Raw genomic sequence first — 15,953 nt, forward strand, 5'->3', positions numbered from 1 at the left:
TGTCGAAACGGACGCTCGGCTCAATCTGCTGCGCACGACGGGCGTCGTGGATTACATCCAGGGATACGCGGTCTCGCGACCGGTCGGCATCGACGAGTTCATTGTGTTTCTCCGCACGTGTGGAAAGTCTGGCGGCGACAATCAACTCGCAGCGTGACCTTGTCGGCCGCGGTGCGGCGGGTCGCCAAGCGCCGACGATGCCCCTACTTCGCCAGCTCTTCCTTCACCTTGGCGGCGAGTTGCGGCAGTGAGAACGGCTTCGGTAGGAAGGCGAAGTCGTCCGAGCCCATGCTTTCGCGAAAGGCTTCGTTCGGATAGCCCGAGACAAAAATCACCTTGATCCCCGGATTGCGCTTGCGCAGTTCCTTGAACAGCGCCGGGCCATCCATCTCCGGCATCACGACGTCGGAGACGACGATGTCGATTTTGCCCTCGTTGGCCGCCATCAGCTCCAGCGCCTCGACGCCGTCAGCCGCCTCGATCACCTGATAGCCCTGGCGCTTCAAGGCGCGAACCGCGAAGCTGCGCACATCGACCTCGTCCTCAACCAGCAGCACGCGTCCGGTGCCGGTCAAGTCAGTCGCCTTCAATTCCTTCTTGGCGGTGACGATCTTCTGCGGCAGAGCGGTTTCGACGTCGTCGCCCTCTTCCACGAAATAGCGCGGCAGGAAGACCTTGAACGTCGTGCCCTTGTCGACTTCGCTTTCCGGCAGAATGTAGCCGCCCGACTGTTTGACGATGCCGTAGACGGACGCGAGCCCGAGGCCGGTGCCCTTGCCGACGCCCTTGGTCGTGAAGAACGGCTCGAAGATTTTCGCCATCACTTCCGGGCTCATGCCGCTGCCGGTGTCGGCAACTTCGATCAGCACGTATTCGCCTGGCGTAAAGCCGGCGACGCCGTTCATCTTCTGGCTTTCGCGTTCGCTGACGTTGCGCGTGCGGATCGTCATCTTGCCGCCCTTCGGCATCGCGTCGCGGGCATTGCGCACAAGATTCAATACGACCTGATAGAGCTGGTCGCTGTCGGCGCGGACGTACCAGAGATCGCGTTCCGCGCGTATTTTTAGATCGATTTTCTCGCCGACCTGCGTCTTGAGGACAGGCATCATGTCGGACGCCAGCTCGCCGAGATTGAAAACAGAAACCTGCTGCGTCTGCTTGCGCGAAAAGCCGAGAAGGCCCTTCACCAGACTGGCGGCGCGATTGGCGGCCGACTGTATGTTCCGGATGTCTTTGTAAGCCGGGTCGCTCGGCCGATGCGTCTGCAGAAGCAGATCGGAAAAGCCGATGATCGCCGTCAGCACGTTATTGAAGTCATGCGCGATGCCGCCCGCAAGATTGCCGACGGCCTCCATCTTCTGAGCTTGCGCAACGCGGCCCTCGAGAGCCTTTTGCTCAGTTGCATCGACGACGTAGAGCGCCGCTGCAGCACCGCCCGAGACGGCCGCAAGCGGAGACAAATAAATTCGGCGCGCGAACTGCTTCTGCTCGCCGGCCGTGATTTCGATCGGCTGGATGTTGCCGCGCCCCGCGAGCGCCTGCAGCAAGGCGGCATCGATTTGAGCCCGTTCTTCCGGCTCGGCGGTGCCGCATAGCGCTTCGGTCGCGAGCACGTCCAGCGCGGGGCGGCCGTCGAGCACCATTTGCATGAAGGCGGCGTTGCAATTGGCAATGCGGCCCTCGGCGTCGAGTGCCGCAATGCCGAACGGCGCCGACTGGAAGAATTGCGAGCCGCGTACATCCTGCTGTCCGCGATCGACGAGGCCCGCCGCCAAGCGGTTGATCGCTGTAATCGTGAAGCCTTGACCGGACTGGCCGGCGGCCGGTTCGACCAGCAGAGTCAACGGCACCATGCGGCCGTCCTGCCGAGTTAGATCGAGATCGACGACGCGCTGCTCGGGGTCGGTGATCTCCGCCATATTCCGTAACAGCCGGGCGCCTTCATCGCCGGCAAGTTCGGCAATGCCGAGGTTGCGCGAGCGCAGACCGCCTGCAGAATAGCCGAGCCACTGCTCGAAGGCGGCGTTGACGTGCGTTACGGCGCCGTCGCCGGCAACCGACATGAATCCGGCCGGCATCGCGTCGAAGGCGGCAAGCGATGCTTCTAGTCCGCCGATCCGCTGTGCTTCACGCGTTCTGTCGCCCGAGAGGTCGGTGATCTGCCAGTGCACGAGACGCTGGCGCGGGGAAATAACCTCCGACACGCGGTCGGGAGAGGCGAACGGGCGAACCGAAATTCTCACCCAGGTGGGCCGGCGCGTCACAGCCCCGTGCCGCAAGTGGATGTCCTCGCGGCGCGTCTCGCCACGCTCTGCTGCCCGCGTTAAGCGGAACAGCGCCTGCACGGCTTCCGCGTCTCCACTTAGTCCGGCTTCAAGAGCCGAGAGAGGCCCGGCTCCGTGCCGTCCGAACATCTGATCGAGCGCGGCGTTGGAATAGATGACGGTGCCGTCGGCCTGGGCGATGATTTGCGGTTCGTCCGCAGTGTCGGAGGCGGCCTTGAGTAAATCTGCCGGCGCCAAACGCGCGCCGATGCGAATGTGCCCGGCGGCGATCCCGAATAGCAGGAACATTCCCAGCATCGCCAAAAGGGCGATAACGGTCAGCAGCAGCGGTTCGCCCGAACCGCTGGCGAGCAGTCCGAAAACGATGGCGCCGGCTGCGGCCGCTATGAATATCGTAGGGAGGAAACCGCCAAATCCTTCCGCCGCGGTCAACGGATCGATCGGGGAGGTTTCGAGCCTGAGTGTCTCGCGAGCCTTCATGGAACGAGAATCTAGCTGATTCTCGATAGTGGGGACGTCAGTCTGGGGCATGGGCTCGCTACTCAAACGCAACTGCAACTGTGCCGCAACGGAGCGGCGCTTTTCGCTTGCCTAAGACTTCCTCTAAGAGGGTTAACATGTAGTCAACTGGGGCGTATCGAACCCGTTGACGGATGCGAGATTTCGGCACGACGTTCAACCCGGCGGTGAGGGCACATGGGAAATTACATCTTCTGGACTTTCATGCTGGCCGTACTGGCTGTGCTCAGCGTGGGCATTGCGGTGTTCGTGCGCGCCTACGCGAACGGCACGACGGCATCGGCCCTGTTCTTCAGGCCACGGTCGGACCGGCGCCTTGAAGTCGTAGAGCACGCCAACATCGATGGCCGGCGAAAGCTGCTTTTGATCCGTCGCGACGACGTTGAGCATCTGCTGATGACGGGCGGCCCCGTGGACGTCGTCGTCGAGACGGGCATCCCGAGCGCGAGCAAACCCGCCGAGGCGATGATACCGCAGCAACCGGTGACACCGCGTCGGCCGGCACTATTCGGAAGAAACAAAGAGCCCGCCGATCGCGATACCAGCACGCGCGAGCTTTAAGGTCCGGAGTTCAGCGCGACGGTTCGGTGTCGCCGAAGTCGGACATCGAGAGCTTGCGAAGATCGAGTGGCCGTATCGCGCTGGCGAGCGTGCCAACCGGCTTTTCGGACTTGATTCCGCTGCTCGCGGCAATTTTCGGGGGCAATAGAAATTTGTCGCGAACGCCGACCTTGAAAGCGTCACCTGAGGCACCAGCTTGCCGCATCTTTGCAGGTTCGGCCCGCGCCATTGGCGATCCGACGGCACCGATACCGGCGACGGCGACGATCAAGCTCAACGAAACGGTACGACCGGACACTGGCTTCTAGCCTTCGCGACGGCACCCAAATGGCGCCGATCAACCGGAACAGTATTACGGCAAAAATTTAACGTTGCGTGAATCTGCGTCGCAAATCGCGACATACGGCCAGGGCCCAATCGTACCCGTCATTCCTCGCGATAGACGCGCTCACGGCGTTCGTGGCGTTCCTGCGCCTCGACGGATAGCGTCGCGATGGGACGCGCATCAAGCCGTTTGAGGCCGATCGGCTCGCCGGTGTCCTCGCAATAGCCGTAGCTTCCATCCTCGATCCGGCCCAGCGCCGCATCGATCTTGGCGATGAGCTTGCGCTGCCGATCACGGGTCCTGAGCTCCGTGGCGCGGTCCGTCTCGGACGTCGCGCGGTCGGCAAGATCGGCGTGCTGCGTTGAATCTTCGTGCAGGATCGCCAGCGTCTCGCGGGTCTGGCGGAGGATCTCATCTTTCCATTCGAGCAGCCGCTTGCGGAAATAAGCCTTGTGCATGTCGCTCATGAACGGCTCGTCCTCCGAGGGCTTATACCCGGCAGGAAGGACGATCTCTGCAATCTTTACGCGCGAAGCCATCTTCTTCTTTGTACCCTCTGACTTCTTGGAAGCCGCCGGCTTGGCGCTTGCCATTGTTCGCGCCGGCGCATTCGGTGCCGCCGGCTTGGCTTTGCCGGCGCCGACCGTGGTCTTTATTTTTGCCGCCGCGGTCTTCGCTGACCCCGTTTTCGGAGCGGCCTTTCCTGCCTTCGGCTTGGCATTCGAAACGGCCTTGCCGCCTGCCAGCACTTTGCTGCCCTTCGCTACGGCGAGGGCTTTGGGGACGGGCTTCTTGGCGGCGGTCTTCGCCGCTTTTGCCCCGGTTGTCTTGCTCATCGTCCGCCTCCCATTGAGGCTACGTGCGCCAGTGCCGATCATCTTCCGCCGAAATAACGTCCGGAGCTGCGACTCGGTCCCGCGTTCGGCCGACCCTTATCTATGAGGGCAGGCCATCGAGTCAAGCGTGCATCGGGGGCAGGACGCGTTCAAAGTGTCGTGATTTATTCAAACAAAAACAGTGCTTTGCGATCCCACCTGGATTGCATGCCGAAGCTCGCCGCTGGATAGGTTTCCAACAGGCGGCGCGCTTCGGTCGCCTTGCTGTGGAGGGCGTATGACCTCTACCCTCGCGATTGCACAGCAACCGGTTGCATCACCCCATGAAATTTGAAGGCACCTCCTCATACGTTGCGACGAACGACCTGAAGATCGCCGTCAATGCTGCGATCCGGCTCGAACGGCCGCTGCTGATCAAAGGCGAACCCGGGACGGGCAAATCGGTACTCGCCGCCGAAGTTGCAAGAGCCCTCGGTGCGCCACTCATCGAATGGCACATCAAATCGACGACAAAGGCGCAGCAAGGTCTCTATGAATACGATGCGGTTTCGCGACTGCGCGATGGCCAGCTCGGCGATGAACGCGTCAAGAATATCGCCAACTACATCAAGCGCGGCAAACTCTGGGATGCGTTTGCGGCACCAGAGCGCTCGGTTCTGCTGATCGACGAAATCGACAAGGCCGACATCGAATTCCCGAACGATCTGCTTCAAGAACTCGATCGCATGGAGTTCTTCGTCTACGAGACGGGCGAAACGATCAAGGCACGGACGCGCCCGATCGTGCTCATCACCTCGAACAACGAAAAAGAGCTGCCGGACGCGTTTCTCAGGCGCTGCTTTTTCCATTTCATCAAATTTCCCGACACCGAGACGATGCGCCAGATCGTCGAGGTGCATTTCCCCGGCCTCAAAAATCGTCTCGTCGCCGACGCAATGCGCGTCTTCTACGAACTGCGCGACGTCCCCGGCCTCAAGAAGAAGCCGTCAACGTCGGAACTCCTCGACTGGCTGAAACTGCTTTTGAACGAGGACATTGATCCGGCGCTGCTGCGCGAGAGCGATCCGCGCAAGCTTGTGCCGCCATTGGCAGGCGCGCTGATCAAGAACTAACAGGACACGCACCTTCTCGAGCGGCTCGCCTTCATGACGCGGCGGCGCAAGGAATAGCGCGCGGCACTTCTAAACCCCGCGAAAATATGGGCTCCGGCGCGAATGATTAATTTCCGGATATATCGATTGGACTAGTTGTGCGTATTTGCCGCGAACGGTAACCACCATTGCGCTTGAAGATAGCGTTAGACCGTCTGCCCACGGCACCTTAATAGGAGCGCCGTGCGGCTTGGCTTCGGCATGAAGCAAATCGAGCCATTTCCATGGCGGGCGCCGCGCCGAGGTATGACCTCGAGCCGGGCGGTGGACCGTACCGGCAAGCCGTTGAGGTCACCATGTGCGGAATCTTCGGAATTATCGATCTAGCGGGCCGGCGTCCGATTCCGGCGACGGTACTGAAACGAGCTTCCGATGCGATGTTTCACCGAGGGCCTGACGAAGAGGGCTTTCTTCGGCAGCCGGGGTTTGGCTTTGCGGCACGCCGGCTGAGTATCGTCGGATTGGCTGATGGCCAGCAGCCGGCGTTCAACGAAACGAAGACGGTATCGGTTATCTTCAACGGCGAAATCTTCGATCACGCAACATGGCGTCACGATCTCAAGGCTCGCGGCCACCATCTCACCACGTCGTGCGATACAGAGGTTCTCCCCCACCTGTGGGAAGAATACGAGGAAGACCTGTTCGCCAAGCTCAACGGACAGTTTGCCGTGGCGCTGTTCGATGAAAGAAAACAGAAATTCGTTTTAGCCCGCGATCGCTTCGGTATCTGCCCGCTGTTCTGGACGCGCACGACGCGCTTCGGCGGCGACTGGCTCGTCTTCGGTTCGGAAATCAAGACGATACTGGCGACCGGTCTCGTCGAACCGAAGCCGGATCGGCGCGGCATCGATGCCGTGTTCAATTTCCTCGCCGTGCCAGGTCCATTCAGTTGCTTTGAAGGCATCAATATTCTGCCGCCGGGGAAGATGCTGACCATCGCTCGCGGGCGCGCCGGAGAAGACGCCACGATCAGCGAGCGCGCCTACTGGACAATGGATTTTCCGGACCAGGGGCAGGAGACGCGAGGCCAGGACGAACGGGCGGTCGTCGATGAATTCGAACGCCTGCTTTATGGCGCGGTCAAGCGCCGCCTGCACGCCGATGTTCCTGTCGCTTCCTATCTCAGCGGCGGCGTCGACTCGAGCACGGTCGTCGCCATGGCCCGCGATGTTCTAGGCCGCGCGCCCGCGACGTTCACATCCCAGATTTGCGATCCGAAGCTCGACGAAACATCGCAAGCGGCCATCGTCTCGAAACATCTCAACGCAGACCCGTTCGTAGTTGCCTGCGGATCGGACGAGATCGTTGCGAACTACCAGCGGCTTCTCGTTGCGACGGAAGCACCGGTAACCGACACGTCGTGCACGGCGCTAATGCTGCTCGCCGGAAAGGTCCATGACGAAGGCTTCAAGGTCGCGCTGACCGGTGAAGGTTCCGACGAATGGCTGGCCGGTTATCCGTGGTACAAATTCGATCGTGTGATCGGTGGGTTGGGAAAAATTTCAGGCGGAAGGCTCGACGCCGGCGTCAGGAAAATGTTCTTCAACTGGCTCGGATGCAGCAAAGACGCCGTCGCCTATCTCGATCGCTGTGTCACCTCGTCCGGCGGCCCGCACGCGTTCCAGCGATTTTACGATCTCCTTGGGGCATCGCGTTTCCGCTTCTACAGCGCCGGCATGCTCGAAAGCCTCGACGACCACGATCCCTACGCGTCGATCGAGACGGATCTGAGCCGGGCCCGACGCTGGCACCCAATAAACCGGGCCGCATTCTGGGCCGCCAAGATTCATCTTCCGGGGCAACTGCTCAGTCTCAAGGGCGACCGGATCGCAATGAGCCAGTCTGTCGAAATGCGCTACCCATTCCTCGACAACGGCGTGTTCGATTTCCTGGCCCGGATTGATCCCAATTTGAAATTGAAAGGGTTCAGGGAGAAATACCTGCTGCGCCGGGTGGCTGAGAAATGGCTTCCCAAATCGATCGCATGGCGACCAAAGGGCATGTTCCGCGCGCCGCTCGACGGATTTTTCCTGGATAAGCGCCTGCCCTACGTCGATGAGCTCTTAAGCGAAGAGTCCCTCAAGAAGTCTGGATATTTCGATCCTAAAGCCGTCAGTTTATGGAAGCACAAGTACCGGGAACTGTCCCCGCTCCTTTATCAGCGGAGTTCGATGGAACTGGGTCTCGTCGCTGTCCTCGCGACGCAGCTCTGGCACCACACATTCATCGACCCGACGCTGGCGAACCTGCCGGATTGGCGATCGCACTCGGGCCTTGCGTCCGACGACCGCGATCTTGGCTTCGCCGAAAGAGTGACGGAAACGGTCGCCTGATCGCTTCGCAAAAACTTCCGTCATGTCGTCGTGGCAGTCTTGACCTGACATGACGTTGCGCGACGCAAACCAAATCGACGCTAGCGGCCGCCGGAGTTACCGTAGGCCTTCATGAACATGGAAACGGCCGACGCGACGACCTTGTCGATTTCCTCGCGCGGCGGTGGCTCGGTCATTGCGCCAAAAAGCCGGGGTCGAAAAACGCTCGCCTGCGCAAGCTCAAGAAACTGAGCGGCGGCTAAATAAGAATCCGGCACGTTGAGCCGGCCCGCCGCCACATGATGGTCGATGAGCTTGGCGAGAGCGAGGGTCACCCTCTTGGCTCCTGCCTCAAAGAACTCACGCCCGACTTCCGGCATACGTTCGGCGACGCCGATGACAATACGATGCGCGGCCACGACGAAGGGCTGCGATAAGCGCGTCAACAGGTCATTGCCGAATTCGAGCAAGACCGTTTCGATCGGCTTGCCGGTATCAAGAAAAGCGATCAGCTCCACGATGTTGCGATCCCGCTTCTCGGCGCAAATGGCGGTGAACAGATGCTCTTTGTCCTGGAAATAGACGTAGAGCGTCGCCTTCGACACCTGGGCTTCGTGCGCGACGTCATTCATGCTCGCAGCATCGTATCCAAGCGTCGAAAAGATACGGTCGGCGCCATCCAGAATTTGACGGCGCTTCTGCGGGTCCGTGCCCGCAGCGGGACGGCCGCCGCGACGTTCTTGATGTTTCGGGACGTCGCCTAGCCCTTGCGTTTCCATTGAGTTCCAACCTCCGCGAGCAAATCTGCTCAAAATGTCGCATATAGAACCGAACGGTTCAGTTTCCTCTTGATGTTGCCACCGCTGCCGTATAAGTCAATATCGAACTGAACCGTTTGGTTTAGATCGCATGTGCGGAAGGGTACCGCGATGGGTAAAGATAATTCCATACATATTTTAGCCGATCGGCCCGACACCACCGAGCCGCAGGCACCTTCAAGGATGGTTGCACCTGCGGACAGTCGCATTCGCCCGGTTCCGGCGGGCGCCGATTTCTCTCAGCCTCCTCCGAGCCGGTCGGACTCGGTACCGAGCCGGAAATCTAGCGCATTTCAACCGGCAACGGCACGCGAGCCGCAACAAAAGGCCCATTCGGCCGAAGCTAACAATTCCAAGCCGCGCTCGCGAACCAAGCCGGTTCTCGCGGGTCTCGGCGCCTTGGCGTTCCTCGGCGCAGCCTGGTTTGCCTACGACTACATCACCGTCGGACGTTTTATCGTCTCCACCGACGACGCTTATGTCGGCGTCGACATGGCAATCATCGCGCCGAAGATCCCCGCCAACGTTGCCGAAGTACCGATCGTCGATAATCAGCCGGTGAAAGAAGGCGACGTGCTCGTCCGCCTCGATGACGGCGACTATCGCCTGGCTCTCGATCAGGCCCAAGCCAAGCTCGCAACGCAGACCGCCGCGATCACGACATTCGATGCGCAAATCAAGGCGGCGACGGCGACCACCGCACAGGCGAAAGCGCAACTCGAGTCCGCCAAGGCAACGGTTCTGAAGACCGAAGCGGACTACAAGCGAACGAGCGCACTTGCTGCACGCGACTACTCGACAAAAGCCGCTCTTGATGCCGCGATCGCCGCACGCGATTCCGCACGCGCCCAGGTCGATGCCAATGAAGCGGCAATCGACTCCGCCGACGCCAACGTCAGCGTCCTCAAAGCGCAGCTAAACGAAGCCCAGCGCGTCGCCAAGGAATTGCAAGTGATGGTCGCCAAGGCGGAGCGTGATCTGTCGTTCACCGTCATTCGCGCGCCCTTCAATGGCGTGGTCGGCAACAAGAGCGTTCAGGTCGGCGATTACGTGACGCCGGGCAAACGGCTCGCCGCCGTCGTGCCGCTCGATAAGGTGTACGTCGACGCCAACCTCAAGGAAACGCAGCTCGGTCCGATTGCTATCGGCGAAACCGCCAATGTTCGCGTCGACGCGCTCGATGGCGCGGTGCTGAAGGGCACGGTCGAAAGCGTGGCACCGGCGTCCGGTTCGCAGTTCTCGTTGCTGCCGCCTGAAAACGCCACGGGCAACTTCACCAAGATCGTGCAGCGCGTTCCGGTCCGCATCGCGATACCGGCCGCTGAAGCCAACGGCAAACTGAGACCGGGCCTGTCGGTCGTCGTCGGCATCGACACGCGCACAGCGCCCGCGAAGGCCGGTCCGCAGCAAGCATTGAATTAAGCGCGACCTCCGCGAGGAGTCATGAGCCATGGACAAGTCCGGCACACATGCCTCGTCTTCGCCGTCCGACATTCCGCCGGGCACTATGGCGTGGATCGGCGTCACGCGCCGCCAGCTTGCCGGTTTCCTGGCGATGGTCTTCGGCATGTTCATGGCGATCCTGGACATCCAGATCGTCTCGGCGTCGCTGACCGAAATCCAGGCCGGACTTTCCGCGAGTTCGGATGAAATCGCCTGGGTGCAAACGTCGTATCTGATCGCGGAAGTCGTAATGATCCCGTTATCGGGATTTCTGGCGCGGGCGCTTTCGACGCGTGTTCTGTTCGTTACGGCTGCCGTCGGCTTCACAGGAGCAAGCGTGCTTTGCGCGACGGCGACGTCAATCGATCAGATGATCGCGTATCGAGCGCTGCAGGGGTTCATCGGCGGCGGCATGATCCCGAGCGTGTTCGCCGTAGCCTTCTCGCTCTTCCCGCGTTCAAAGCAGGCTATCGTCTCGCCGATCATCGGCCTTGTCGCAACGCTGGCGCCGACGATCGGACCGACGGTTGGCGGTTACCTGAGCGACACCTATTCGTGGCACTGGCTGTTTCTGATCAACGTTGGACCTGGCATCGCGGTCGCGACGGCGGTCTTTTTCCTCGTTGATTTCGATAAGCCGGATCACTCGCTTCTCGGCCGCTTCGACTTCGTCGGATTAGGAGCGATGGCGCTTTTCCTCGGCTCACTCGAGTACGTGCTCGAGGAGGGCCCTCGCTACGATTGGTTCGACGATCAGACAATCTCGCTCCTCGCCGTTCTGGCCGTCGTCGGCGCGATCGTCTTCTTCTGGCGGGCGCTGACGGCGAAGGAGCCGATCGTCGAGCTCAGAGCCTTCCACAACCGCAACTTTGCGTTCGGGTCGGCCTTCAGCTTCACGATGGGTATCGGTCTCTATGGCCTGACGTATATCTATCCGATCTATCTCGCCCAGGTGCGCGGCTATAACGCCATGATGATCGGCGAGACGATGGCCGTGACAGGCATTGCAATGTTTCTGACAGCGCCCATCAGCGGCCGCCTGTCGCAAATTCTCGACCCGCGCGTGATGATGCTGATCGGCTTCGGCGGCTTCGCGGCCGGAACCTACATGGCGTCCGGCATTACGTCCGACTGGGACTTCAACGAACTGCTCATTCCGCAAATCCTGCGCGGTTGCTCGCTAATGCTCTGCATGGTGCCGATCAACAATTTGTCGCTCGGCACGCTGCCGCCGGAGCAGTTGAAGAACGCGTCGGGACTTTACAATCTGACGCGAAACCTCGGCGGTGCCGTCGGCCTAGCGGTGATCAACACGCTGCTTAACCATCGTCTCGATCTGCATCTGGCGCGCCTGCACGAGAGCGTGGCTTGGGGCCACCCCGTTGCAGAAGATCAGCTTGCAGCGATGCAGCAGAATTTCTCGCAGGCCCTCCCCGACGGCGCTATGTCGGCGCTGAAGCAGCTGGCGATGCTGGTGCGCCGGCAAGCGAACGTGATGTCGTTTGCGGATGTCTTTTTGGCGCTAACGGCACTCTTTGCGATCGCGGGCCTGTTCACCATACTGATGCGCAAGCCGACAACGGCACCCATCGGGGCCCATTGAGGCTCGTCGCAAATACTTGAACCCCCTACTAAGCCGCTGGTTCGGCGCGGCATCGATCTGCCGCATTGCCGCAATTATCAACGATTGCTCAAATACGCCCGGGTTTGCAGTTGCACGGCATCGCTTTTGGCAGATTGACGATATGGCTAAGCCGCCCGTCAACCGCGAGAAAAGAGTGCTCGTCTTGCAGGGCGGCGGAGCCCTTGGCGCCTACCAAGCCGGCGCCTATGAAGCACTCGCCGCCGCCGGCCACGAGCCGGAGTGGGTCGCGGGCGTTTCGATCGGCGCGATCAATGCCTCCATCATCGCCGGCAATCCGGCCGATAAACGTGTCGAGCGTCTGCGGCAGTTCTGGGAGCTCGTGTCCAGTCGCCTGACGTTGCCGCCGCTTGCCTTTGACGATACCTCGCGCAAACTTTTCAATGAAACGAGTGCTGCGCTCGTTGCCTCGACCGGAGCGCCCGGCTTTTTCGAGCCGCGCTATCCGCCAGCACTCGTCATGCCGCCGGGCACCGTCAATGCCATCAGCCTCTACGACACGAGCCCACTGCGCGACACGCTTCTCGAACTCGTGGATTTCGATCTTTTGAATTCTGGACCGATCCGTCTCAGCGTCGGGGCCGTCGACGTCGGCAGCGGAAATCTCAAATATTTCGACAGCACGTCAGACAAGATCGGCCCGGAACACATCATGGCGAGCGGCGCACTGCCGCCGGGATTCCCGCCGGTCACGATCGACGGTCACCTCTATTGGGACGGCGGGCTCGTCTCGAACACGCCGCTGCAGTACGTGCTCGATCACGATAAGCCGCGCCCAGACATGTGCATTTTCCAAATCGATTTGTTCAGTGCCAAAGGCTCCGTACCAGAAACACTTTTCGACGTTCAAGAGCGCGAGAAGGAGATCCGATATTCAAGCCGCACGCGTTTCAATACCGATGTCGCACGCGGCCTGCAGACGATGCGGCGTGCCATTCGCCGGCTTGAGAATACATTGCCCGATGAAATCAAGACGAGCGTCGACTGGCATCTGCTGACGTCGCTGAGTTGCGACGCCGCCATCACGATCGTCCACCTCATTCACCGGCGTGCCGCCTACTCCACGCAATCGAACGATTACGAATTCTCGCGCTACACCGTCAACGAGCACTGGCAGAGCGGCCGCGACGACGTCGAGGAGACGCTCAATAATCCCGCATGGAAGACCCGCGAGCGGCCGAAAGCCGGCGTGACTGTGCTCGACCTAACGAAGGACGTGGACACCGACAGACCGGAGCAGCGAACATGAAAATTGCCGACGTGCGCAAAAACGCTTACGCGATGCCTCTCACGAGCCCGGCGTTTCCGCCGGGACCCTATCGCTTCGTCGACCGCGAATATTTGATCATCACATACCGGACCGACAAGGCGGCGCTGGAAGCGGTGGTTCCGGAACCCCTGACCTTCGACGAGCCGATCGTCAACTACGAATTCATCCGCATGCCGAATTCGACCGGCTTCGGCGACTACACGGAATCGGGCCAGGTTATTCCGGTTCGCTACAAGGGCGTCGAAGGCGGCTACACGCACGCGATGTTCCTCAACGATGGGCCGCCGATCTACGGGGGCCGCGAGCTTTGGGGCTTTCCGAAGAAATACGCGCAACCCTCGCTCGGCCCCGACAAGGATACGTTCGTCGGCACTCTCGATTACGGCACCGTGCGCGTTGCGACCGGCACAATGGGGTACAAACACAAGGCCGCCGATCTGAAGGCCGTTGCCGCGTCTCTTGCTAAGCCGAACTACCTCTTGAAGATCATTCCGCACGTCGACGGCAGCCCGCGGATTCTTGAGCTTGTCGACTACAGGCTTGAAGACGTCACCGTGAAAGGTGCCTGGACCGGACCGGCGGCGCTCGATTTGCGGCCCCATGCTCTGGCGCCGATTGCCGATCTGCCTGTGCGCGAGATCATCTCCGCAACGCACATCCTGGCCGATCTGACCCTCGGTCTCGGCAAGGTCATCTACGATTACATGGATACAAAAAAGGAGCGTGCGTCATGAAACTCGATGGCAAAGTCGCCCTCGTCACCGGTGCAGCAAGCGGCATCGGCCACAGCATCGCCAAGCGTTACGTTGCAGCCGGCGGCCGTGTCGTCATTGCGGATCTCAACCTCGACGCGGCGAAGGCCGCCGCGAGGGAGCTTGGCGGCGAGAAAGACGCCATTGCGGTTGCCATGGACGTGACCAAGGAAGATCAGGTCAACGCCGGCGTCGAAAAGACGGTTTCGACGTTCGGCAAAGTCGATATTCTGGTCTCGAATGCCGGCATACAAATCGTGCATCCGATCGAGGATTTTCCGTTCGCCGACTGGAAGAAGCTGCTGGCCATTCATCTGGACGGCGCGTTTTTGACGACGAAGGCATGCGTCAAGCACATGTACAAGCAGGGCGGTGGCGCGCTGATCTACATGGGATCCGTGCATAGCCACGAAGCATCGCCCTTGAAATCAGCCTACGTCGCGGCGAAGCACGGCATCCTCGGCCTGGCGCGCACGATGGCCAAGGAAGGCGCCAAGCACAACGTTCGCGCCAACGTCATTTGCCCCGGATTCGTACATACGCCGCTGGTCGATAAGCAGATACCGGAGCAGGCTAAGGAACTTGGCATTACTCCGGAGCGCGTGGTGAAAGAGGTCATGCTTGGAGAGACCGTCGACAAGGAATTCACGATGGTCGAGGACATTGCCGAGATCGCACTGGTGCTCGCGGCTTTCAAGACGAATGCGTTGACGGGCGAGAGCGTCATCATCAGTCACGGCTGGCATATGAACTAGCGGCACTTCGCCGGACGACGATATCGGCGCAGTACGAAACCCGAATTGTAGAACCACTTCGCAGTCGATACTCCCGGTCTCTTTCTGGCCGGCGGGCCGTCTTGGCCGCGATTCCGGGCGACGCGGCCGGTCTTAAGGCCCCACAAAGCGGAAAAATCGTGGTCAAAAAGGTCTGGTCTGAGCCCAGGCTTTGGAGCATTGTCCTGAAAAATAGGGAACTTTTCCCAAGAACGAGGCCGCAGTTTCCCGGCCCAGGAGGAGGACAGCGCTTTGACGGCGGCCACGTTGGCAAGACTTGCAGCCTTGATCGTCACTGTCTTTCTGGCCGGGTGCGATGCGCCACACTCACAAGAGTCCGAAAGTGCCGTTCGGCCGCCGGACCCGCCGGTTCGGACTGTCGAACTGACCGCCTCTCGCGATGCCGTCAAGCTCGAAGGCGTCGCGACGATCCTGAATACCGATGCGCTGCTGCAGCTTGATGCGGATATACGCTCCGCCAAGGTCGCTGCCGATTTCAGCCGCGCACAGCTCGCCAGATTCCGGCTTTCGACGATGCTCTCAAGGCAAACGCTCGACAACGCCGAGCGCCAGGCCGGTATCGACGCTTCGCAACTCAAGCTGCTCGAAACGCGTCTCAAACAGACGTGGGGTGAGAACGCGCCGTTCTTAAAGACCGACGCCCGTCAGAACTTGATCGCCCAAATCAGCGGCGGCGAGCAAGCTATCGTCCGCTTCGATTTTCCCGACCTTGCCTCTGGAGAGCCGCGCAACGTTCGGGTCATTCCGCTTCGCGGCGGTTCCGAAACACCCATCGAGAGGTTGTGGACGGCGCCGTCGGGAAATCTTGCGATGCCCGGCGTCTCGTTCTTCGGGCTCATTCCGGCCGGGCCCGGGTTGAGGGCCGGAGACAGGGCGCGGCTTATCGCGGAAAACCCGGACAGTCATCCCGGCGTCGTCATTCCGAGCGCCGCTATCGTCGTCTACGCCAGCCAGTCCTGGTGCTACGTCGAAACCGGCGACAAGAAATACGAGCGCAAGGCCATTTCGCTCGATTATCCGGTCGATGGCGGTTATCTCGTGCGAACGGGCTTTGTGCCCGGTGACCGGGTCGTCGTGCGGGGCGCTTCGGTGCTGCTGTCGCGCGAAGCGGAGCCCGGGGATGACGGCGATGACGATGATGCGCCACCGCCTGCCCGTTCGTCCGCACCGAGACCGGCGGCATCGGCAGCCGTACAGCCGGAACATTCGGCAGTCCCGCGCAGCGATCCGGACTAGGTTTCGGAT

General features: G+C 60.8%; 13 protein-coding genes. 9 read left to right on the forward strand and 4 right to left on the reverse strand.

Annotation, left to right across the window (positions count from 1 at the left end):
• Positions 1-203: 203 nt before the first annotated feature.
• Positions 204-2,765, reverse strand: a complete 2,562-nt coding sequence (locus VN623_RS03015) for an ATP-binding protein (RefSeq protein ID WP_325567984.1) — start codon at positions 2,763-2,765, stop codon at positions 204-206.
• A gap of 216 nt (positions 2,766-2,981) precedes the next feature.
• Here VN623_RS03015 and VN623_RS03020 point away from each other — a divergent pair, with 216 nt between their 5' ends.
• The gene (locus VN623_RS03020) at positions 2,982-3,365 is read left to right on the forward strand and encodes a hypothetical protein (protein ID WP_325567986.1); all 384 of its coding nucleotides are present in this window, start codon (positions 2,982-2,984) and stop codon (positions 3,363-3,365) included.
• A 10-nt stretch (positions 3,366-3,375) separates the two neighbouring features.
• On the opposite strand, the gene VN623_RS03025 is transcribed toward VN623_RS03020, so the two are convergent.
• The gene (locus VN623_RS03025) at positions 3,376-3,663 is read right to left on the reverse strand and encodes a hypothetical protein (RefSeq protein ID WP_325567988.1); all 288 of its coding nucleotides are present in this window, start codon (positions 3,661-3,663) and stop codon (positions 3,376-3,378) included.
• Between the two features lie 128 nt (positions 3,664-3,791).
• A complete protein-coding gene (gene dksA, locus VN623_RS03030) occupies positions 3,792-4,229 on the reverse strand; it encodes an RNA polymerase-binding protein DksA (protein WP_325568028.1) in 438 nt (145 codons plus the stop codon).
• A gap of 620 nt (positions 4,230-4,849) precedes the next feature.
• Between dksA and VN623_RS03035 the strand changes: the two genes are divergently transcribed.
• Together VN623_RS03035 and asnB are read left to right on the forward strand one after the other, a co-directional pair.
• Positions 4,850-5,638, forward strand: a complete 789-nt coding sequence (locus VN623_RS03035) for a MoxR family ATPase (RefSeq protein WP_325567990.1) — start codon at positions 4,850-4,852, stop codon at positions 5,636-5,638.
• Between the two features lie 263 nt (positions 5,639-5,901).
• Positions 5,902-8,010 (forward strand): asparagine synthase (glutamine-hydrolyzing), encoded by a 2,109-nt coding sequence (asnB, locus tag VN623_RS03040; protein WP_325567992.1) that lies wholly within the window; start codon positions 5,902-5,904, stop codon positions 8,008-8,010.
• Between the two features lie 80 nt (positions 8,011-8,090).
• Here the strand turns inward: asnB and VN623_RS03045 are convergent, their stop codons facing one another.
• Positions 8,091-8,768: a TetR/AcrR family transcriptional regulator gene (locus VN623_RS03045; protein WP_325567994.1), complete on the reverse strand. Its 678-nt coding sequence runs from the start codon at positions 8,766-8,768 to the stop codon at positions 8,091-8,093.
• 222 nt (positions 8,769-8,990) lie between these two features.
• Between VN623_RS03045 and VN623_RS03050 the strand changes: the two genes are divergently transcribed.
• The 6 genes from VN623_RS03050 (at position 8,991) to VN623_RS03075 (ending at position 15,944) form a co-directional block, all read left to right on the forward strand.
• Positions 8,991-10,229: an HlyD family secretion protein gene (locus VN623_RS03050; RefSeq protein WP_325567996.1), complete on the forward strand. Its 1,239-nt coding sequence runs from the start codon at positions 8,991-8,993 to the stop codon at positions 10,227-10,229.
• Positions 10,230-10,314: 85 nt separating this feature from the next.
• Complete coding sequence (locus tag VN623_RS03055; RefSeq protein ID WP_325568030.1) at positions 10,315-11,853, forward strand: DHA2 family efflux MFS transporter permease subunit; 1,539 nt, start codon at positions 10,315-10,317, stop codon at positions 11,851-11,853.
• A gap of 142 nt (positions 11,854-11,995) precedes the next feature.
• On the forward strand, positions 11,996-13,141 hold the full coding sequence (locus VN623_RS03060) for a patatin-like phospholipase family protein (RefSeq protein WP_325567998.1): 1,146 nt from the start codon (positions 11,996-11,998) through the stop codon (positions 13,139-13,141).
• On the forward strand, positions 13,138-13,896 hold the full coding sequence (locus VN623_RS03065; protein WP_325568000.1) for an acetoacetate decarboxylase: 759 nt from the start codon (positions 13,138-13,140) through the stop codon (positions 13,894-13,896). The genes VN623_RS03060 and VN623_RS03065 overlap by 4 nt, the downstream gene beginning before the upstream one ends.
• The gene (locus VN623_RS03070; RefSeq protein WP_325568002.1) at positions 13,893-14,669 is read left to right on the forward strand and encodes a 3-hydroxybutyrate dehydrogenase; all 777 of its coding nucleotides are present in this window, start codon (positions 13,893-13,895) and stop codon (positions 14,667-14,669) included. Before VN623_RS03065 ends, VN623_RS03070 begins: the two co-directional genes overlap by 4 nt.
• Before the next feature lie 270 nt (positions 14,670-14,939).
• Entirely contained in the window at positions 14,940-15,944 is a 1,005-nt protein-coding gene (locus tag VN623_RS03075) for a hypothetical protein (protein WP_325568004.1), read from the forward strand.
• Positions 15,945-15,953 lie beyond the last annotated feature (9 nt).

The organism is Hyphomicrobium sp., assembly GCF_035572195.1.
Classification (GTDB): domain Bacteria; phylum Pseudomonadota; class Alphaproteobacteria; order Rhizobiales; family Hyphomicrobiaceae; genus Hyphomicrobium_B.